Here is a 23,121-nt window from a genome sequence, read left to right as displayed (position 1 = left end):
CAGGACCGGGCTCGCGACCTCGTCCGCTACCACGCCCTGCAATGGCCGACGCGCACCAGCATCAGCGAGTGGGCCGTCAACACCCTCGACCGCCACGGCGTGGACATCCGCTTCACCGCCGATCCGGCCGCCGAGCTCACCCAGGCCCCGGATGGCCGCGTGGTCCGTGGCCCCGCCCTCGGCTACGACCCGGCCACGAATTCGCTGACCCTGCCGTGGAGTTCGAGCGGCAACACCGACCACACACCCGAATTGATCCGCGCCGCATCCATGATCGATGCCGCCCGCGCCCTCCCGGACGGCCCGCTGCAGCGCTTCGCGATGACCCGCGACGAGTACGTGAGCGCCATGACCGACCGCGACGCGCAAAGCCTCGCAATCGGATTCGAGAGCCGCCGCATGGGCGAGGTGGAAACCCGCGCCCTCACCGATCCGCTGGAGCGCGTATATCGCGATGCGCACGAGCGGGCGCTGAACACCGCCGAGCGCGCGTACAAGGGCGACGGGTCCGTAAGCCGTCGCATGCTGGAGGCCGCTGCCTACCGGGAGGCGGTGCGTGACGTCGCCGCACATCTCGCCACCAATGGCCCGCTGGTGGGCGGTACGGACCTAGCGCGGTCGCACGGCGCGGATTGGGATCGCGCGCACGGCATCCGGCCGATCGGCAGCGATGCCTCGGCGCGTCCCGAATCCGCGGACCGCGCTCGCCCCGGCGATGCCGATCACTCCCAGCCGAGACGCGGTAAGCCCGGCGCCCCCGAACGCGTCCAGCCGCCCCGGGATACCGATCAGGCCCGGACGAGCCGGGCCCGCGCCTACGCGGAGGAGATCGCCCAGCTGCGCACCTTGCGCGAGGTCGGCAACCCGTTCCCGGTTGGTCCGGCCGAACGTGCCTACACCGAGGCGTACAACGAGGCCCACGAGAAGGCCACCCGCCGTCCCGACCGCTACGGTGATCCGGAAACAGCCGCGCACCGGGCTGGTCTCGAACGTCTCGAGCGCTACCTGAAGCGGACCGGCCTGCGCGACGCCGAGATCGCCTTCGATGTGGTGCGCAGCTTCGGCGACGCCGACCATGCCCGCCTGGGTCAGCCGTCGCCGGAACTCACCAGCGGTGATCACTCGTCCACCGTCGCCGAACCGCCTGCCCCGCCGCGTATTTCGGAAGCCGAGAATCGCGAGCTGGCACGGCGGGCCTCCGAGACGGAGCTGCGCCGCTACCGCGAGGGCGTCGCGACCCGCCTCACCGATCACGTGATCCGGGTGCCGCATTCTTCCAGCGTCAGTTCGCATCTGCTGGTGTTCGCCGCCGAGGGACAGCACACAGCGGCCCTGCAGGAATTGATCAACGAGCATCCCCGCATGGCCGCTTCTCTCTGGGAGGGCCCGAGCCGGCTGCAGTACCGCACGGTCATGCCGGACGGGGACGACCTGCGGGTCACACCGCTGCACGCACACGAGGCCGAGGGCAGCATGCGCCGCCCGTCCTTCGCGGAGGGTCTGGGCGAAATGCTCGACCACTACCTCCGCTTCCGCGAAAACGGCTGGGTCACCACCGGTTTCGCGGACTGGATGGGCCAGCTCGGCCCCGACGCGTTCAACAACGCCACCCGCCCGCGCTTGTCCTTGCGCCGGGACGGCATGCACGAACAGGTCCCGGTCCAGCTGGCCAACCGATTCATGGAGGCCGGCAATCGCCTGGCGGTCCGCGGCGATTACACGATTCCGCATCCGGCCGCGGTCGCCCACGACCTGGTGCATCGCCGCATTCCCATGCCGACCTGGGAGGGCGAGCACCCGGACGCCCACCGCGTCGACAACCCCGACCGCTACGCCCGCCACCTCCTCGAAGCGGGCCCGATGCGGATGAACGTCTGGCTGGAGCGCGACGGTCAGGGCGGCTGGCGGATACCGCCGCCGAACGGTGCGGGCGGTCCATCTGATGTGATCGCCGCGCGCTACCGGGGTTTCACCGACACCGACCCGCAGCGCCTGCTGCACCGCATCGCGGAGAACCTGTCCGATCCGACCCGGCCGATCGCCGTGGAGCCGGAGCAGCGCGGCCGATTCCGGCGGCTGCTCGATCGTTTCGGCGGCCGCGAGACGGACACCGGCGCACTGCCGCCGCCCGCGGAGGAACCCGGTCGCCGCCCGATCGCGGACGAGAACGAGCACTACTCGATGCCGCGTGAGCGTCCCGTAGCGCAGTCCGACGAGCGCGCGATGCAGTTGAGCCCGCCCGACCCGGTCGAACCCTACGAGCCGCCGCCGTCGCCGTACGGTGACAACCTGCCGGTGGACGAGTGGTCGACGATGGGCGCCCGGCAGATCGCCGAAACCATCACGGAGCGTTGGGGAATCAAGGTCGAGGGCTTCGACAACCTCGTGCATCCGGATGTGATGCGCGAATACGCCCGGGCCTTGCAGGACGTCTTCGCCCGTTTCCCGCACCTTGCCGCGAGCATCGACACGGTGGCGATCGCGCCGATCATCGATCCGGCGTCCGCCATGGGCAGGACCCAGGGCGTGAGGTACGTCGGCGAGGACTGGAAAACCGATCGGATCGTGCTGAATTCGCTGCACCTGATCGATGACCTGGCTCTCGGCGAGATCATGTACAGCGACGTGTCCAGCGGTTTCCATGTGCCGCGCGCCGACGAACGCCCCGTGTACTCGATCATCGTCCACGAACTCGGCCACGCGCTCGACAACTTCGGGCAGTTGCAGGCCCGAGAGGGACTACTCGACGCCCTCGCCGATCACTTCGCCGAAACCACCGGCACGCACGACGTCAACCAGTTCATCGACTGGATGGACTACCTGGCGGGTTACAGCTACGACCAGGACACCGGCCGCCTGGTCCCACCCGAGGCGCTCGCCGAAGCGTTCACCGACGTCATCCTCAATCGCGACAATGCCAGCGCCCCCGCGAAACTGCTCTACGAGCGCCTGGTCACGAACGCCGAACCCCCGGCCACCCCCGACCACCCCACCCCTCAACCCCGCGACCCCAGACTGCCCCCGGAAACCCAAACCCAGCAGCACGACCAGCAACCCGGCGACCGAACCCCCCGCCCGGGTCCCGGAGGTGACGGCCAACCCCCGCATGAACCGCCCCGCACACCCGGCAACTCCGAACCCGCCGACGGCGGCAGCGAATGGTACCGCCGCCAGCGCGCCATCCAGGCCGACTGGAACGCCCGCATGCGAGACGAGCACGCCCAATTCCTCCGCGAGATAGCCGAACGCCTTCCGGAAGGCAGCCTCGAACGCCGCCTCGCCGACCTCGACGCCGAAACCGCCGAATCCATCGCCCGCATGGAATGGATGCTCGCCGACTTCCGCTGGGAAGGCCTCGGCGGCCGCCCCGACGAATCCACACCCCTCCACGACCCGAACGCCACCACGGCCCCCGTCAACCGCGACCCACAACCCGGCGGCAGCGGTCCCGTACACGATCCGAACGCGACGACGGTCCCGCTGAACGTCGACCCCAACGCCGGTGGCGCTGGGACGGTGCATGATCCGAACGCGGATACCCAGCCGTTGCCGGTGCAGTCGGACGGGGACACGTTGCCGCTGCCGGTGCAGGGGGACGGGGATGCGCTGCCGGTGCCCGCGGAGGGGGCGGATACGCCCGAGCCCGGTCCGGCGCAGCCCGCGCTGGCGTCGGATGCGCTGTTCGCGGTCGCCAATTTCCTTCGGGTGCACGAGTTCTCGGGTGCGGCTCCGCTGACTCCCGAATTGCGCGCTCATGCGCGTGCGCTGACGGACGCGCTCGGACTCGATCCGGTGCTGGGCCGCAAGCAGGACCCCCTCGTCGCGCTGCGTGAGGTCGCCGAGATCGCGCGTGCGCGGGGCGCTTTCGGAGACCCGGAGCAGAACCGTGCGCCGCGCGCCATGAGTGCGGACGAGATGCGCCCGCTGACCGCGGAGGAGCGCTACGGCAACGAGGAGTTCTGGCGGACAGAGGTTGGTCCGGAACAGTTGCGCGCGATCGACGCCGAGCATCGCGCTGCCGGTCTCGACGAGCGGCTGGCGCGGGCGGAGCTGGAGGAACAGCGCGCACGGAGCGAGGAAACCACCCGGGAGCTGGACGGTTCTGAACCCCAGCGCGAACTGGAGGGCTCTGAAACTCGGCACGAGCCCGAAGCATCCGAGCCTCGGCGCGGCATGGAACCTTGGTCGGATCCGGATCCGCGGGCGGCGCGGCAGGAGCGGCGCGTGCTCGGCTTGGATGAGCTGCGGCAGGAGATCGCCGATCGGCTCGGCTTGCGTCCTGAGGAGCTCACCCGGGACCGGCTGCCGGAGATCGCGGGTGACCTGCAGTATCGGAATACGTTGCGCGCCGGTGCGATCGAAGCGCTCGCTGATGCTCTTGCCCGGCACGAGCAGGCCGGTGATCCCGCCCGCCTGGCCCGCGATCCCGAAGCTCAGCAGCGCGCGGCCCGCGATCGCGACGATTGGGCACGCCTCCTCGGCATCGACCCGGACCTGGTGCGGCCCGGCGCCGATCACGAATCGCTGTTGCGCGAGCTGCGTGCCGAAACGGTCCGCCGTGCATCGGATATCGCGGATCTGGTCGCCGCCACTTTCCACGATCCGGCCGCGGACAAGGGGCACCGCGTGGTGCTGGAAGGCGACGGCCGCCGCGTGCACGTCCTCGTCTCCACCGACGCCGACGGCCGCCCGCGCGCGCAGGTGGCGACCCGCCCGGATCTGCCCGTGCCCGCGGTTCCCGACTCCACCAACCGCCCCGGCCTGCTGAAACGCGCCCTGAACCGAATGCTGAACGCGGTGCCCGGCTTCCACCCGTTCACCCCCAAGTACCCCTCGGGTTCGGGTAAGGACCGTGAAGGCCAGGTCGAACTCACCCGCCTGTTCGGCGATGTCTCCCATATCGACCTGCTCGCGAATATCGGCGACGATTTCAACCCGGTCCGCATCCTCAAGGAAGTCGCAGGCATCCTCCAGGTCCGCGAACGAATGCCGGTGCTGCGCTGGATGACCGGCCGCATCGCCGATATCTCGCCCGACGTGCTGCCCATGCGCACCCGCGACGGCGGCGAATACCAGCCCTGGTACACCGAAGCCGATCCGTTCCTGCGCGCCGAGGTCGAGGAATCCATGCGGCTCGGCGGCTTCAAGACCGAAGCCGACTACGCCGCCGAACTGCCGCCCAAGCCGGAGCCGAGTACGCCCGCGGAGACACCCGCGCACCGATTCGGCCCGGACGTGCCGGAGTCCCTGGTGGACGCACTCACCGCCCGCGACGCGGCGATGGACGAACTGGTCCGGCTGGCGCTGCGCGACGGCATCCAGCTGCGCGACGACAGCCCGGCGACCCTGCGGCGCGCGGTCGACGAAGCCGTCTACCGGCTCATGCGCCGCGCGGGCGCGATCGAGGCGCTCAACGATGTCGCACAGCGCTACAACGTGGAGGACGGCCGGGTGCCTTACCGCCCGGTCGCCATCAATGACAAGAGCCCGCTGGGCCGCTACGCCCGCGCGGCCTACGAGGTCGAACAGGCCCGGATCGAGCAGCTCAAGGCCGACCGCCGCCGCGAATTGGCCGGCGCCGCACCCGATGACCCGGGCTTGGAGTTCCGTCCCCGCGAAATCCGGCCCACCACCATGGATTTCGAGGGCGTCAACAATGGCGGCGAATCAGCGCGCCATTTCGACGATTCGGACCTGTCCGCCGAGGAACGCCTGGAAGGCCAGTTCTTCCACGACGCCCTGCGCCGCGATCAGATTCTCGAGGAGCGCTCCAACTGGGCGCAGCTGCTCGGTGTGGACCTCGCCGATCTGAGCCCGGAGGACCTCCGCCACACCATCGGCGATCTGCGCATGGAGGTGCGCGACAGCGCCGACCGCCTCGCCGAGTTCTCCGACGCCGTGGACGAATTCCTGCGCCGCCAGGACGAAGCGCAGGCCCGCACCGCCGACTTCGACGAGATCGCCGCGCGCAATTGGCTCACCGAGCAGGGCGGCGTCCTGGTCGAACCCGGTGTCGGCGTTCGACCCGGCGAAAGCCCCGGCGACCCCAATCATCTGGTGGTGATTCGCGGCAATACCGACCACGATCAGGTGCTCGCCGACACTTTGGCGCGACGTCCGGATCTCGCCGAACTGGTGAACAACGGTGCGCTGCGGGTCGATTACCGCGTCATGCTGCTGCAGCCCGACGGCGTCACCGTGGTCGCGGTGGATTCCCCGCACGCGCGCCTGGAGCGCCCGGTGGTCGACGGGCGGGAGACCCCGCTGCTCATGGCGCGCAATGGCGAGGAGCCGTGGCGAGTCGTGGCGGCGCATCCGGAAACCGGAGTCCCGCACGTGGAACCGGAGTCGAGTCCGGAACCGGCGACGCCGCGCGATCCCGATGTGGTGCGCGCCGAACGGAACGAGGCCGCAGCCCGGCTCACCACCTATCTGATGGACCTCGGTCCCGATCTGCTGCCCGCCACCATCGCGGCCCTGCGTCACGACAACGCCCTGCGGGCCGCACAGCTCGAGGGCATGGCGGATTTCATTCGCAGCAGCGACGCCATCGACAATTTCCACGATCTGGACCGGGTGCTGCAGAACCTCGCGCACCGGTTGGAACTCGACCCGCACAGCTTGACGCCGGAGAAGCTGGCCAAGGCCATGGCCGATCCTGACGTTCGGCTGGCACGGCGCGCGCAGGCCGTCGACGATCTGCTCGCATACGCGAAGTTGCTGCGCGACAACGACAATGTCGACAGCGCGGCGGTGCTGCGGGCACGCGATCAGCTGGCCGAACGGTTGGGGGTGCGGCCGGAGGACCTGTACGCGGACAAACACGTCCAGAACAAGGAAAAGACCGAGGTCGTCGACTACCGGCCGGACCCGGAAAGCACCGACCCCAAGGCGGTGCTGGATGCGATCAACAATCTGCTGTATCGCGCGATGGAACGCCCCGAACTCATTGCGGCACTGGCTGAATACGCCGCAGCACTGTCCGGGCTGGATCCGTTCCGCGAGGGGCTGCGCCTGGACATGGACCGGGATCCGCGGGCCGCCGACGGCGAACTGCCCATCCATGATCGCCGCGGCCCGAATGTGCTGCGGGCGCTGATGAGCGAATCCATCGGCGAGCCACCGATTTCCGATATTCCGCCGCAGTCCTCCAGCATCTGGACCCGGCTGCTCGGCATGGACCTCGAGGACATCGACCGGAACGTCAAGATCTATCGCGAGCAGGCGAAGGATCTGCACAACCGGATGACGCCCGCGCAATTCGAGCAGGTATTGCGCACATTGCGAGACGGCGACCCGCGCACCGCCTACGCCGAATACCGGGCCGCGCGCGAACCCGATCAGCCCTCCTTGAGCCCCGACGAGCTGCTCCGGGTCGTCGACCGGGTGGGCGAGCGGCGGTATTCCGAGGTCTACGAGGTCTACCGCGACGGCAAGGTCGAGAAGCACGAGCGGCTCAAGGCCAAGGACCTGGCCGCGGCGATCGACGGCATGCGGGAGGAGATCGCGCAGCGTGAGCGCGATATCGACGCGCTGGAAAAGCTGGCGGCCGAACACAATCGGCTCACCGCAGTGCCGGAGCCGGAGACCCCGCCGCGCACCCGCGAACAATTGCTCACCGATCTCGCGGCCGCCCGGCACGAACTGGAACTGGCCCGCGACGGTCGCGAGCACGCCATCGGGCGGATGTATCTGGAGCACAACCGGCCCATCCAGGACGGCGATCTCACCCCGCAACGGATGCCCGGCACCGCCGACTATCTGGAGACCCGCAGCGACCGCGAGGCGGGCAGCCTGCCCGGTAACGAGCAGCGCATCCAGGACCTGCGGGACGCGGCGGCCGAATACACGCGGGCCCAGGAGCGAGTGGCGGAACTGGATGCCGCGCTGCGCGCCGACCTCGCCGCGGCGGCCGCGCCCGATGAGACGCCGGTGGATGTTATGCGGCGCGAAGTCGACAGCGCGCGAACCGATCTCGAAGCGCTGCTGGCGGCGGAGCCGGGCCGCTGGCCCAGCGATGTGGACCGGGTCATCGCCGCCGTGGACCGGATGGCGGCCATGCCGCTGGACCAGGGGGAGGTGTGGACGCCCGAACTCGTTCCGGTGCGCGACGCGGTCGCCCGGCTGCACCTCGCCGAGGAATTCCTGGCCCGCTTCCAGGGCGAGGAACTGGCGGCGGTCCGGGACGCGGAACCTGCGAGTGCCCGCCTGGAACGCGAAATCCGTTACACCCGAGAGAATCTCGCCCTACTGCAAGCCGCCCGGGACGCCGCCGCGACGGGTCTGCCGGTCTCCCGCGATCAGCTGACCCGGGACTGGATCGCCGCCACCCGCGCGGAGATCGGCGACCCGTACCGCCCGCTGCTGTCGCCCACCGACCGCGGCCGCCTCGACCTGGCCACCGCCGCCGAACGTCACCTCGACGCCCAGGATCGTCTCGCCCGCCTGGAAGCCGATCAGCGCCAGCTCGCCGATCTCGCCGAAGCCGCCGCCGACACCCCGATCGCCGCCGCAGACCGCGTGATCGCCGCGGCCCGCGACGCGCTCGACGCGGCTCTCGCCGACCTGGCCGATCACACCGGAATCCGCCTAACCCCAGCGGATTTCGAGCCGGCCAACTATGGCGACACCCTGCTCGACCTGTCGAACCGCCTGGTTCCGGACCCGTCGCAAGCACCCACCCTCCGCGTCGACCCGGTCGACCCCGCCCAGGCCCCGACCGTCCACCTCGATCCGTCGGAAGCCCCCACGGTCCGCCTCGACCCCGTCGACCCCGCCGAGGCCCCCACCGTCCGCCTGAACCCCGACGGCACCCCGCTGGACCTGACCCTCCCGCACGAACCCACCGTCAACGCGACCCCGACCCTCCGCGTCCCCGAAGGCTCGGAAGCGCCGACCGTCGAACTCGACAACGCCCGCCCCGCCCGCCTCCTCCACAACCTCCGCGATGCCGCCGAAAACCTGCACCGCGCACAGGACTTCGCCGACTGGATCGGCGAACACCTGCCCGCCGACCCGAACCGCCCGGGCTCGAACCCCGACGGCACCGACCCCGGCGACCCCACCGCAGGAACCCCCGCCACCCCACCCACACCCAAAACCCCCGGCTCACCCGCCGGCGCCGCAGTTCCGCCTGGCGACACATCGAACACGGGCGCGCACCAACAGCCATCCGGTGTCAGTGGCGACGAAGGAGGAAAGCCCCAACAACAGTCGGGTTCGAGCGGTGACGAGGCAGGAAAGTCTCAGCAACCCAACGCAACCGGCGAACCAACCGAATCCGCTGCGCAGCAACAGCATGCGTCCACCGAGCCGCCCGCGAACGGCGGTTGGACCCGGGTGGGCCCGCCCGACGTGCATGTCCCGGCGAATCCGGCCGACGCGCAGCGCATTACCGACCTGGCCCGCCAGGGACACGAGGCCAGGGAGTCGATGCGCGCGGCCCGCACGCGCATGGACGACCTCGCCCGCAATGTCGGCGTAGACCCGACCGGCCTCGACACCCGCACCCTCCGCACCCGCTACCTCGAGGCGTATTCCGCCGAACTGCAACGAGTGCACGAGGTCGTGAACCGGACCAACATCCCCCCGGAGGAAATGGTCCGCTACTTCGACGAAAAGAAGGCCGCCGAGACCCGCAATGTCGAACTGCTGCGCCAGAACATCGAAGCCGGAACCGAACACCAGCGCTACTACGAACAGCGCAACACCGCCGAATCCGCCGAGTCCCAAGCCCATCGCCTAGCCACCGAATCGGCCCTCACCACCGCCTCCGACCAGCTGATCCGCCCCGGCGTCGGCGTAAGCACCGACCCCCGAGCCATCCACGTCATCACCCCCCTCGCCGACCCCTCCAACGTCCTCACCCCCGCCGAACGCACAAACCTGACCGCCCAGGGCATCCCGATCGACTACCGCCAGGTCGAAGTGGCCCCAGACGGCACCGTCCTAGTCCACACCCTGCTCCCGCCCACAACCCCGGGCGCTCCCACGCCCCCTGTCACCCCTCCGCGTACCCCCGGAGGCCCAGGCGGTGTACCCCCGGCCGCGCCCCAAAGCAACTCCGGCACCCCCACATCCGGCAGCACATCCACCCCCCACCCGATCGCCGGCGATCCGACCGACCCCGGCGCACCCCGCCGTGGCCCAGAACTGGTCGGCAACGGCGAAACCGACGGCAGCCGACTCCCGGCCGAGGGTGAGTCGGCTCCAGGGCCGACGGCTGGTGGCGCGGGTAAGCCCCCGCGCGATGGCGGTCCGCCCGCCCCGCCGTCCTCGGACCCGGATGATCCGACCGGCTCCGGGCCGCGCGATCCGAACGAGCCCGAGCAGCCCTCGGGTACGCCCGATGCCGAAACGCCGCCTCCGCCCGGCGTCGAACCGGACTCGAACACCACTCCGCAGCAGCCGATTTCACCGGACGACGTTGTTACGCAGCCGGTGCCGGTATCGCCGGACGACGTCGCGACACGGCCGGTGCCTGTGTCGCCGGATGACGTCGCTACGCAACCATTGCCGACGTCGCCGGATGACGTGGTGACTCAGCCGGTTGCCGTGTCGCCGGATGAGGTTGCCACGCAGCCATTGCCGGTGTCTTCGGAGGCGGAGACGGTGGAGCTCGGTGGGGCGGAGGCCGGGTCGGGGGAGCGGGTGCCGTATCTGGGTGACGGGGATCCGCTGCCGGAGGCGTTGCGGCCGGTGCGGGAGTTCGTGCAGGGGCTGGAGCCGCAGGCGGGGGAGGTGCGGAGTCCGGAGGAGCAGGCTCGGGCGCGGCGGTTACTGGATGCGCTCGGGTTGGGGGAGGCGTTCGCGCGGCATCCGGATCCGATCGGGGTGGTGCGCGAGATCGCCGAGATGGCGCGGGCGCGTGGGCATTTCGGAGATCCCGAGGCGGGGAAGCCGGTTCGGCCGATGGCGCGGCCCGAGGACTTCGCTCCGCTCACCGCGGAGGAACGCTATGGGCAGGAGGAGTACTGGCGGACCGAGGCCGATCCGGAGCAGGTTCGGGCGATGGAGGCCGAGCTCGAGCGGCTCGGAATCGCCGACCGTTTGGAGCGGGCGGCGGAAATCGAGGCCGCGCGTCGTGCCGAACTGGACGCCGCGCGGCAACGGCCGGCACTTGCTTCCGAACCTCATGAGGCGGGAACGCCCCGGCCCGAGGGCGCGGCCTCGCCGCACGAAGCGGGCACCACGCGACCGGAGCACGCGGCCTCGCCGCACGAAGCGGGCGCCTCGCGGCCGGAGCATGCGGTCCCGCCGCACGAGGCGAATGCCTCGCGGCCGGAGCATGCGGCCCAGCCGCACGAGGCGAATACCCCACGGCCGGAGAGCGATCCGGCGGAGCGAAAGCCGCGGGCGATTCCGCTCGAGGAGTTGCGGGAGCGCTTGGCGGACCGGCTCGGCCTGCCCGAAGGGGATCGGTCGCCGGAGCGGGTCGCGGAGGCGGCCGGGCGGCGGAACTTCGAGAACCTGTTGCGCGCCGGGGCCATCGAAGCCATGGCCGAGGCCGCTGCGCGGCACGATGCGGCCACCGATCCCGAGCATCGGGCGCAGCATGCGGCGCAGCGCGATGACTGGGCGCGGCTGCTGGGTGTGGATCCGGAACGGTTGACCGCCGCGGACCGGGAGGCCACGCTGGCGGAGCTGCGCGGGGAGAATCTCCGTAGTGCGGAGGACGTCGCGGATCTGCTGGCGCTGGACCGCCGCGACCCGAACGCTCCGGAACGGCGCATGGCGCTGGAGGCCGATGGCGAACGCGTGCACGTCCGCCTCGTCGAAGGCGCGGACGGCACCTGGCGCGCCGAACCGGTGAACCGGCCGGATCCCGCGCCGCCGGCCGCGTCCGCCGAATCGGCGGCTCCGCGGGCCTCGCTCGCCAAACGCCTGTGGCAGGCGCTGAAGTCCGGTTTCACCGGGCACACGCCGAAGTACCCGTCCGGTTCCGGCAATGACAGCAAGGGCCAGACCGAACTGGTGCACGGCCTCGGCGAGCTCCTGCACGACCCGGATCTGACCGGTGTGGACAGCATCAATCCGGCGCGCATCCTCAAGGAGACCGCGACCCTGTGGAAGGCCCGCCATCGCCTGCCGCTGGTCCGCTTCCTCACTCGCCGCATCGACGACCCGTCCTCGCCCGCCGTGCCCATGCACACCCGCGACGGCAGCGAATACCAGCCGTGGCGCAGCGAGGTCCCGCCCGCCCAGTTGGCCGCTATGGACGAGATGCTGCGCCGCGCCGGCCTGGCCGAGAGCAACGACATCCCCGAACTGCCTGCCGGGCAGGCGGATCCGGCCAGGGGCCTGCCGTCCTCGCATCCGGATCCGGTGACCCGTGGACTCCCGTCCGCGCAGGACCCGGCAGCCGGGGGAGCGCCACTCACCCACAGTGACGAGTCCACCACCCATCCCGACTCCGATTCCGCCCAACCGGATTCGGACGCGAACGGACGCCCGCCCGCGCCGGAACCGGTCGTACACGGCGATGCCGCCGACTCCGTCCTGCCGCAGGATGTGACGGACGCGCTCGGCCATCGCGACCAGGCTCTGCAGGATCTCCTGGAAGTCGCGCGCCGCCAGGGTATTTCGATACCTGACGCCGACCCCGCGACCCTGCGCCGCCTGGTCGACGAACAGAGCTACCTCAACCTGCGCCGCGCAGGCGTCATCGAAGCACTGCAATTGGCGGCGCAGCGCTACAACGAAGAGCACGCCCTCATCCCGTACAGCGACGAAGTCAGCTTCTTCGACAACGACCCGCTGGGCCGCTTCCTCAAGGAGGTGGCGCGCGCCCAGGGTGACAGCACCACCCTCCTCGATTGGGAGGGCGTCAACAATGGCGGCGAGCCGGGCCGGGACTGGGGCGATCTCAGCTACACCGATCAGCCCGGCCGCGACGATGGCCTGAAGTCGTTCCTGGAGAACGCACTCCGCCGCGACCAGATTCGCGACGAACGCTCTGGCTGGGCGCAGATGCTCGGCGTCGATCTTGCCGACCTGAGTCCCGAGCGCCTGGCGCACACGCTCTCGGAGCTGCGCATGGGCGTCCGCGACGGCGCCGACGAGGTGGCCGAATTCCGGAACGCGGTCGACGACTATCTGCGCGCCGATGACGAAGCGCACACCCGTGCCCACGACTACACCCTGGGCCTGGGCAAGGATTGGGTGCTGGCGCACGGCGGCACCATGATCGAGCCTGGGGTCGGCATTCGCCCGGGTGAAAATCCCGGCGACGCACCACATCTGGTGATCATCGACGGTCAAGCCGATCACTACGCCACGCTCGCCCGCACCCTGGCGGCCCATCCGGCGCTGGGCGAACTGCTGAATTCCGGTGCCCTGCACCTGGATCTGCGCCTGGTCGAAGTGGACGAGCACGGCCGCCCACAGGTGCACGAGCTGGAAATCCCGCGCGTCCGCCAGATCGACGAGGTAGTGGACGGCCGCCGCCTCACGGTCACCCTGCTCAGCGACGACGGCGAACGCTGGCGCGTACTCCAGGATCCGGGTGCCCCGCCGACGTCTGAAATTGACGCTCTCACAGCCGAACTCGCCGACCGCAGCCCGGACGAACTGCTGACCGCCCGCGACGAGCTGGCCGCCCGCCTCACCGTCTACCAGATGGATCTCGGCCCGGACCAGCTCGCCGACACCGTCGCCCAGTTGCGGCACGAGAACGCTTTGCGGGCCGCCCAGATCGAGGGCATGACGGATTTCATCCGCACCAGCGACGCCATCGACAATTTCCACGACCTCGACCGCCTGCGCAATCGCCTGGCCAACCAGCTCGGCCTCGACCCGGGCGAGCTGACCTCGCAGCGGGTAGCCGAGGTACTGAGCGATCCGTCGGTGCCGAAGGTGCGCCGCCTGGATCAGCTGAAAGCCCTGGCCGACTACGCGAATCAGCTCGGGGGTCTGGACAAGAACGCCACCGACGCAGCCCGCGACCTCCTCGCACAACGCCTGGACCTCGATACCGAGCAGCTGTGGCCGAACCGCTACAACAAGCAGCTCACCGGTTTCGGCCCGCAGGACAAGGGCATCTCGGGCTCGTCGATGCTGTCCGCGCTCGCCGATATCGTCTACCGCCCGGGCGAGACGGCGAACCTGCGCACCGCGCTCACCGAATACCTGGACACTCTCGGCGGCCTCGATCCCTTCACCGACGGCCTGCGCTACGACCCCGCCACCGACCCACGCGCCGCCGATGGCGAACTAGCCGTGCACGATCCGTCCGGCCCGGCCTTCCTGCGCGGTTTCGCCGCCGCCGACGACCTGATCGGCGCGGCGCACAGCATCGACGATCCGGCGCATTCGGCGAGCGTGTGGTCGCGCCTGCTCGGCCTGGACCTCAGCGATGCCACGCCCGAGCAGTGGGCCGACATCTACGAGAAGTACCGCGACGGCAAGATCGAAAAGCACGAGACACTCACCCCCGAGCAACTCGCCGCCGAGGTCACCCGGATGCGCGAGGAAGTGCTGAACCGGGCCGCCGATATCGAAACCCTGGCGCGCATCGCCGACGCCTACAACCAGCGCCTCGCGCCCCCGCCCGCCCCGCCGGTCGACCCCCGCACCGCCGCCGCCGAACTCGACGCCGCCCGAAGAGATCTCGCGACCGCCCGCACCCGCGCCGACATCGCCCTGGCCAACCTGCCGGTCGCACCGGACCGCCCGGCCCCCGGCACCGGCGCCGAGCCCGGCCACCCGATCACGCACAGCGATCTCACCCCGCGCCGCCTGCCGGGCACCCTCGATCACCTGACGAATCTGCCGATGGCCGATGGCTTGTCGTCCGCACAACAGGCCCGGGTAGATGCGATACGCACCGCCGCCGAACAGCTGCACGCCGCCGAGAACCGCCTCCGGGCCGCCGAATCCGGCTTCGAGGCCGCCTTGCTCGCCGACGGGTCTACACCCAACCCACACCGCAGCCCGGACGAGACCCCAGCATCCCCTGCAGGCGAACCCCCAATCGATAGCACGGGTGACACCCCCGCGGCCGGTGCCGCCGAACCTCCACTCGACACCCTGCGGCGGGGACGGGCGGAAGCGCTCGCGGCACTGGACGAAGCCATGCGCGGACTGCCAGTCGATCACTCCGATCTCACTCCGCAGCGACTGCGCGAGACGATTGGCGAATTGTCTTCGCGTGCATTGCCACTGGATCAGCAGCAGCCATGGCACGACCGCGTCGAGCACCTGCGCGAAGCCGCCACCCGCGTCCACCTGACGGATGAACTCATCGCCCGCCACGAGTCCGACCAGACCGCCGCGGCCCGCGCCGCCGAGGCCCCACTGGACCGTGTCCGACGCGAATCCGCTGCCGCGCAAGCCGAATTGGATGCAGCACGATTGGCCCTGCGCGAAGCCATGCGCGGCCTGCCGGTCGAAGAATCCGAGCTGACCGCTGGTCGGCTGAACGAGACCCTCGACCGGCTCGCCGCGCGCACCATCCGCGTCGACGAGGCCGAGGCTCATGTTCAGCGGATCAGCGCCCTCGGCGAAGCAGCGGAACGGGTGCATCAGGCGGAAGCCGCCGCGCAACGCCGGACCGACGAAGTGGCGCGCCTGGAAGCCGCCGCGGTCTCCGAATCCCCGCACGCCGGAGCCGAAAGCGCACGCGACGCCGCCCGCGCGGAACTGCGCCAGGCCATCCGGAACCTGCGCGAGGTCACCGGTCTGCTGACCGACGAGTCGGCGCTCACCCCGGACCTGCTCGCCGACACCATGGAATACCTGGAGTCGCGCACCATCCGCATGGGCCAGGGCGACCCCGGCGCAGCCTTCGAAGCCCTGCGCGCCGCAGCCGAAAACCTGCACCGCACCCAAGCCTTCGCCGACTGGGTCGACCAGCACATCCCCCGCGACTCCCAGCACCGCGACCTCGAAGACCCGGGCCCCGCCGACCCCGACGGGTCAACCCCGAACGACCCGAACGACCCGAAGAACCCCAACTCGGGCCCAGGATCGCCACGCCGACCGGACGGAGATTCAGGAGACTCCGGTTCGGCTCGCCACGTGCCGACCGAGAACGACGAAGACAAGCCCGCTGTCGGCAACGGCGGCGAGGGTCGTCCGCCGCGCGGTCCCGAGGCTCCGCCGTCGTCCGATCCGGGTGATCCGGACCCGAACACACCGCCAGGAGGCCAGCATCCGCCGGTTCAGCCGGGATCCGAATCCGGTCTGGCAACCGGCGGTGAGCGGACGTCGACGCTTGTGGAGCGGACGTCGACGCTGGTCGAACAGACCCCGACGTTGGTCGAGCAGACGCCTGACGCCGGTGCGACGGCGAATGTGCATGAGGCGGAGACGGTTACGGTTCAGCCGCCGGTGGCGGAGACTCCTGCTGCGATCGGTGACGGGGATCCGCTGCCGGAGCACTTGCGTTCGATACGGGAGTTCGTTCGGAACCTGTTGCCGGAGAACGGTGTCCCATGTAGTGCCGAGGAGCTGGTGTACGCACGGCGGTTGGTGGAGGCGCTCGGGCTGACCGATGCCATGGCGCGCCACGCTGATCCGATCTCGGTACTGCGCGAGGTCGCTGAAATCGCGCGTGCTCGTGGATATTTCGGGGATGCGGACCGTGGTGAGCGCGCCCGGCCCATGCGGTATCCGGCGGACTTCGAACCGCTCAGTGTCGCGGAACGTTATGGCGACGAGGAATTCTGGCGGACCGAGGCCGATCCCGAGCACGTTCGCGCCATGGAAGCCGAGCTGGAACGTCTCGGGATCGCCGACCGGCTCGCGGCCGCGGCCGTCGAGGAAGCGGCTCGCACCGCCCTCGAAGCCGGCCGACCGGATCCGGCGCACCGCAGTCGGAGTGAATCCGAGCCGACCGAAGAGCCCGACGGTCCGCCGCGCGCCCGTAACCTCGATGACCTGCGCAAGGCTCTGGCCAACCGTCTGGGTCTGCCCGAATCGGACCGTTCACCGCAGCGCGTCGCCGAGGAGGGCGGGCTGCGGCAGTTGGAGCATCTGTTGCGCGCCGGTGCGATCGAGGCGATGGCCGAGGCTGCCGTCCGGCACGATGCCGCCACCGAACCCGACCTCGCCGCTCAGCACGCGGCGGTGCGCGACGAATGGGCGCGTCTGCTCGGCGTGGATTCGGATTCGCTGACCGCCGAGCACCGCGAAGCGACGCTTGCCGAACTGCGTGGCGAAACCGTGCGTGGCGCTGAGGAAGTCGCGGATCTGCTGGCCTTGGATCGCCGCGATCCGAACCTGCCGCAGCACCGGGCCGTCATCGAGGCGGACGGCGATCGCTTGCACGTGAACCTGACAGAGGGCCCCGACGGTGTGTGGCGCGCCGAGCTCACCGGCCGCCCGGAGCCGGCCGAACCCGCGCCGGCGCCCAAGGCCGAGGAGCCGCGCGGCCCGCTGCTGAAACGCCTGTGGACGGCATTACGCGACGGGTTCACCGGGTACATCCCGAAGTATCCGTCCGGTTCCACCATCGACAGCAAGAACATGTCGATGATGGTGTGGCAGGCCGGATTCGTCTTCCACCTCGACAACCTGACCCACATCGGGGATAAGTTCAATCCGCCGCGCATCCTCAAGGAGCTGGCGACCCTGTGGAAGGACCGGCAACGCCTGCCGGGCTTCAACAGATTCACGCGCCGCGTCCGCGAGGGTATGAGCGACGACATCGCCATGCTCACCCCGGACGGCGAGGAATACGCCCCGTGGCGTTCCGAAGTCGATCCGCACACGCTGGCCCAATGGGATGCCGAGCTGCGGTTCGCCGGGCTGGACGAGATGAACGGCGTACCGCCGGAAGCCACGGAATCGGCTGCGGGACAGCCGGATCCGGTCAAGCGCCTGCCCGCCGGCGCACCGGAGCCCGATCCGACCCCGGAATCCATGTTCGAGGGCGGCGCGGACGAGCATCTGCCGCAGGATGTCGCCGCCGCCCTGGCCGATCGCGACCGGGCGCTCGGCGAGGTGCTGGACGCCGCGCGCCAGGCAGGCATCCGAGTTCCCGACGCCGACCCGGACGCCCTGACCCGGCAGGCCGACCGCAACAACTACCTGACCATGCGCCAGGCGGCCGTCATCGAAGCCTTGGCGGATGCCGCGCGCCGCTACAACGAGGAAGACGCCCGTTTCCCCTACAGCCCCGAGGTCAGCTTCTTCGACAACGACCCGCTGGGCCGGCTGGCGCGGGAAGTGGCGGACGGGTCCGGCGAGTCAACCCATGTCCGGCGCATGCTCGAATGGCAGGGCATCAACAATGGCGGCGAGCCGGGCCGAGCATTCGGCGATCTGAGCGACAGCGACGAGCCCGGCCGGGACCAGGGCCGCAAGGAGTACCTGGAAGGCGCATTGCGTCGCGAGCAGATCCGCGACGAGCGTGCGGGCTGGGCGCAGTTCCTCGACATCGACCTCGCGGACCTGAGCGCCGACCGCCTGGAACACACGCTGGGCGACCTGCGCATGGGTATGCGCGATGCGGCCGACCACGCGGCCGAATTCACCCGCGCGGTCGAGGAGTACGTGCGCGCGGACGGCGAAGCCCGCACGCGGACAGCCGATTTCGCGGCCGGCCTGGCACGCGATTGGGTGCACGAGCACGGCGGCGCGATGATCGACCGCGGTATCGCGCTCCTGCCGGGCGAGCCCGGGGCCGCACCGCGCCTGCTCGTCATCGACGGTCAGCTCGACCACCGCCAGCTGCTCACGCGCGCGCTGACCGAACACCCCGAACTGGCCGCGCTGCTGAATTCCGGTGCGCTGCAACCGGACTTCCGCCTGGTCGGAATGGACGAGCACGGCGGCACCGTGGTGCGCGAACTGGACACCCCGCAGGTTCGCCACGTCGACGAGCTGGTCGACGGCCGCCGCCTCACCGCCACCCTGTTCCACACCGATGGCGTCTGGGAGGTCCGGCAGGAACTGAGCCCGCCGCCGTCCGCACTCGACGAGCTCGCCGCCGAGCTCGCGGAACGGGGCACCGACGACCTGCGGGCCGATCGCGAGGAACTGGCCGAGCGGTTGTCGGTCTATCTGGTGGATCTCGATCCCGCCCAGTTCGCCGGCACCATCGAGGTGCTGTGTCACGAGAACGCCTTGCGCGCCGCGCAGATCGAGGCGATGGCCGACTATGTGAAGACCGTTGACGACCTCGACAACTTCAACGGCCTCAACCGCATGCGCGGGCGGCTCGCCACCCAGCTCGGCCTGGAACCCGGTGCGCTCACCCAGGAGAACGTCGCCGCGGCCCTGACCGACCCGAAGGTCGCCGAGGTTCGCCGCCTGGATCAGCTGAAAGCGCTGGCCGACTACGCCAAGCTGCTCCGCGGAATCGACGAGCAGGCGACCGATGCCGCGCGGGACCTGCTGGCGCAACGCCTGGGCCTGCCCAGCGAAGACCTGTGGCCGCGCCAGTACGACAAGAACCTCGAATTCGGCCCGCAGGACAAGGGCATTTCGGGTTCGGCCATGCGATCCGCCCTCGCCGACATCGTCTACCGCCCCGGTGAAGCCGAGCCCCTGCGCGCCGCCCTCACCGAATACCTCACCACCCTCGGTGATCTCGACCCGTTCACCAACGGCCTGCAACACAACCCCGCCGCCGACCCCCGCGTACTCACCGGCGAACTGCGCATCCACGACCCGTCCGCCCCCGCCTTCCTACGCGGCTTCATCGAAGCCGACCGATTGATCGGCGAACCCCACACCTCCGACGACCCGTCCCGCTCCGCCAGCGTCTGGACCCGCTTGCTCGGCGTCGACCTCACCGACGCCGGCCCCGACCGCTACGCCGAGGTCTACGAGAAATACCGCGACGGCAAACTCGACCCCCACGAACGCCTCACCCCCGCCCTCATCGACGCCGAAATCGCCCGCCTACGCGAGGAAGTCCTGAACCGCGCCGCCGACATCGAGGCGCTCTCCCTCATCGGCGAGGAATACAACCGACGGCAAGGCGAGGCCACGGCGCTGCCACCGGGCACGGAGCACGGCGGCCGGTTCGGGGGAGAGGCCGCCACGCCGGTGTCGCCGAGTGCGGCGGCGCGTGAACTCGATTCGGCGCGTGCTGATCTCGCGGCGGCGCGGACGCGTGTGGAGATCGCGCTGTCGAATCTGCCGGTTGCGCCGGAACGGCCCGCGCCGGGCTCATATGCCGAGCCGAGCCGGGCTGTCACTGCTGCGGATCTCGGTCCGCGGCGCTTGCCTGCCACTCTCGACTATTTGCGCAATCTGCCGATGAGCGAGGGGTTGATGCCCGCGCAGCAGGCGCAGGTGGAGGCGGTGCGCGCGGCTGCGGAGGATTTGACTGCGGCCGAATTGCGGGCTCGGGCAGCGGAATCCGGGCTTGCAGGGGCGATGCTGGGTGATGCGCGGCCGGGGGAGACTCCGGTGGACGCTATGGAGCGGGCGCGGGTGGAAGCTAGAGCCGAACTCGATGCGGCCTTGCTGGGGATGCCTGTGGATCGTTCCGAGCTGACTGCGGAACGGGTCCGTGAAACCACCGATGACTTGGCCACCCGTACGTTGCCGCTGGATCAGCAGCAGGCGTGGCAGGACCGTGTGGAGCGGCTGCGTGAGGCGGCTGTGCGCACCCATCTGGTGGATGAGGCGATCGCCGGTTATCAAGCCGCACAGGCCGATACTGTCCGCGCGGAGGAATCCCCACTCGACCGTGCGCGGCGCGAATCGACTTCCGCGCAAGAGGAATTGACCGCCGCTCACGCCGCAGTGGACGCGGCGGTAACCGACCTCCCGCTGCAGAAATCGCAACTGAGCAGGGACGAGTATCGAGGCATCCTCGACGACTATGCCGCCCGCACCCGTCCCGTGGAACAGGGCGAGATCGTCGCCCGTCGCGTGATCGCTCTCGGCGACGCACTCGACCGCATGTACCGCGCCGAGACCGCCGCCGAACGCTGGGGTGCGGAAGTCACCCGGCTCGAAACGGCCGCAGCGACATCCGACAATCCGCACGCCGATGCCGAACGCGTCCGCGACGCCGCCCGCGAGGAATTGCGCGCGGCCATCCGCACCCTGCGCGAGGTCACAGGCCTGCGCACCGATGAATCCTCGCTCACCCGGGACCTGCTCGACGAAACCATGGACTACCTGCAGTCCAGGACCATTCGTATGGGCCAGGGGGATCCGGGCGCAGCCTTCGAGGGTCTGCGCATCGCCGCCGAAAACCTCTACCACGCACAAGAGTTCGTCGACTGGGTGGACCAGAACATCCCACGTACCGGCGAACGCCCGGAAGGCCCCGAGGAATCCGGCCCCGCAGCACCGGCCCGGCCAGATGACCCGGTCAGCCCGAACGCGGGCCCGACGGCCGCTCCGACTCCGGAGGCCGGTCATCCGGCCGACCCCAACACACAACCGGGTCGACCGGAGCAGGGGTTCGAGGGTACGCGAGAAGCGGATCACGATGGGCCACCGGCGGATCCGAATCCGATCGTTCCGGAACCGAACTCGACGGAACATGCGATCCGTGACCACAGCGGTCAGGTCATGCATGAGGGCAACGCGCCCGATAGTAAGGCGCCTACTACCCCTGACACTACAGAGCCGATCGTCAGCGGACCGGTCAGCGAGCCGGACAACGTTGCTCCCGGCACCGATCACTCGGATCCCGACGAACTAAGTGGCGGCGATCCGGGTACGAGTGAACCCGAGGGCGATCGACCGGACACAAGGGAGCCTGAGAGCGATCGACCGGGTGCGGGTGAGCCCGACGGTGATCGACCGGACGCTGGTGAGCCCGACGGTGATGAACCGGACGCTGGTGAGCCCGACGGTGATGGTCCCGACGACAGGGATCAGTCCGCGCCGCGCCGCGAGCTGCCGCAGTGGCGGCCGAATTGGCGGTCGCATGTGCCGCATCTGCCGCACGAATTCGATCCGGAGTTCCCGGATTACGTGCCGGAGCCGTCGAAACAGCCTGCGCCGTGGACGTTGCCGCCGGAGCAGCAGCATCCTCCGCAGCCGCAGCCGCAGCCGCAGCCGCAGCCGCAGCCGCAGCCGCAGCCGCAGCCGCAGCCGCAGCCGCACGTGCCGCAGCCCTCGATGCCGTCTGTTCCGTCGGTGCCCTCGGTTCCGACTGTTCCGTCGGTGCCGTCAGTTCCTTCCGTCCCATCTGTTCCTTCGGTCCCGACGATCCCGTCGCTGCCGTCTATTCCTTCTCTGCCCGAGGGGAATTGGCCGCCCAGCATTCCGCAGCTCCCGGACTGGTCGAATATCCCTGGAGTACCGGGCGGGTCGTCGCAACCTGGTGGGCCTGCGCAGAGCTGGCCGAGTTTGCCGACGGTGCCCGACGGCTATCAGCAGGGCTATAACCCGGCGAATGGCGGTGCTGGGCATGATGGTTCGTCGGCTCCGGGTACAGCCGCCGGGGCAGGTGCGGGCAATGGTGCGGCGCAGCCTGCGTCGCCGCAGCCGTATACGCCGTGGGAACAGACGCCCGCGCCGTATACGCCGTGGGAGCGCCCCGGTGGCGGGGGTGGAGCAGCCACTCCGCCCGGTGGAGCACCGAATGGCTACGCGCCGAACGGGACTCAGCCGTCTGCGCCGGTCGAATCACCTACCGCTGTTCCCTCTACCAATGGTTCCGGCAATGGCACCGCCGGAACCGGCGCGAACAACGGCTACCCCGGCGGTTCCCCGATGATGGGTTCACCCGGCGCCCCCGGAGCCAACGGAAACGGCAATGGCAACACCGCACGCGGCGGTTCCCGCTTCCCCCGCGCCGCCGCACCCTCGAACACCGGCCGCCTGCTGCTGCGTTCGCATTCCGGCTACGGCGAGTTCGCGACGCTGGATCCCTCCACCGGCGACCTGTCCTCCGCACCGCACGGTATGGGCAATATGGCTGGCGTCTACGACCAGATCGACGGTGTGCGGGTGCTGTTCTATCGCGATCGCCAGCTGGGCCTGGTGTTGCGGATCGAGGACATAGTCCTGCATGTGGACCGGCTGGGCGCCGACGCGTACTGGGAGCGCAACGGTCAGGGCCTGCACCGATTGCTGGTGAGCGCGGCCGGCACGCCGCAGTGCGAGCTGCGCTATCGCGCGCTTCCGGCGGACGCCGATCTCGGTCTGCTGATCCGCGACGTGTTGTCCGATCCGGTGCGGCGGGGCAGCATTTTCGGGTGA

Annotated in this window: 1 protein-coding gene (only partly in view); it reads left to right on the top strand. The window is 70.0% G+C overall.

What is annotated here, in order from left to right:
- On the top strand, positions 1 to 23,121 hold the 3' portion of the coding sequence (locus tag NY1_RS13545; RefSeq protein ID WP_067711996.1) for a WXG100-like domain-containing protein. 10,479 nt of this gene lie to the left of the window's left edge; the window shows 23,121 of its 33,600 coding nt (coding positions 10,480-33,600); its start codon lies off the left edge, out of view; the stop codon is at positions 23,119 to 23,121.

This window comes from Nocardia yamanashiensis NBRC 100130, from assembly GCF_001613325.1.
Taxonomy (GTDB): Bacteria; Actinomycetota; Actinomycetes; order Mycobacteriales; family Mycobacteriaceae; genus Nocardia; species Nocardia yamanashiensis.
Note: the sequence above shows the minus strand (reverse complement) of the source record. Positions and strands in the feature narration are given on the sequence as shown.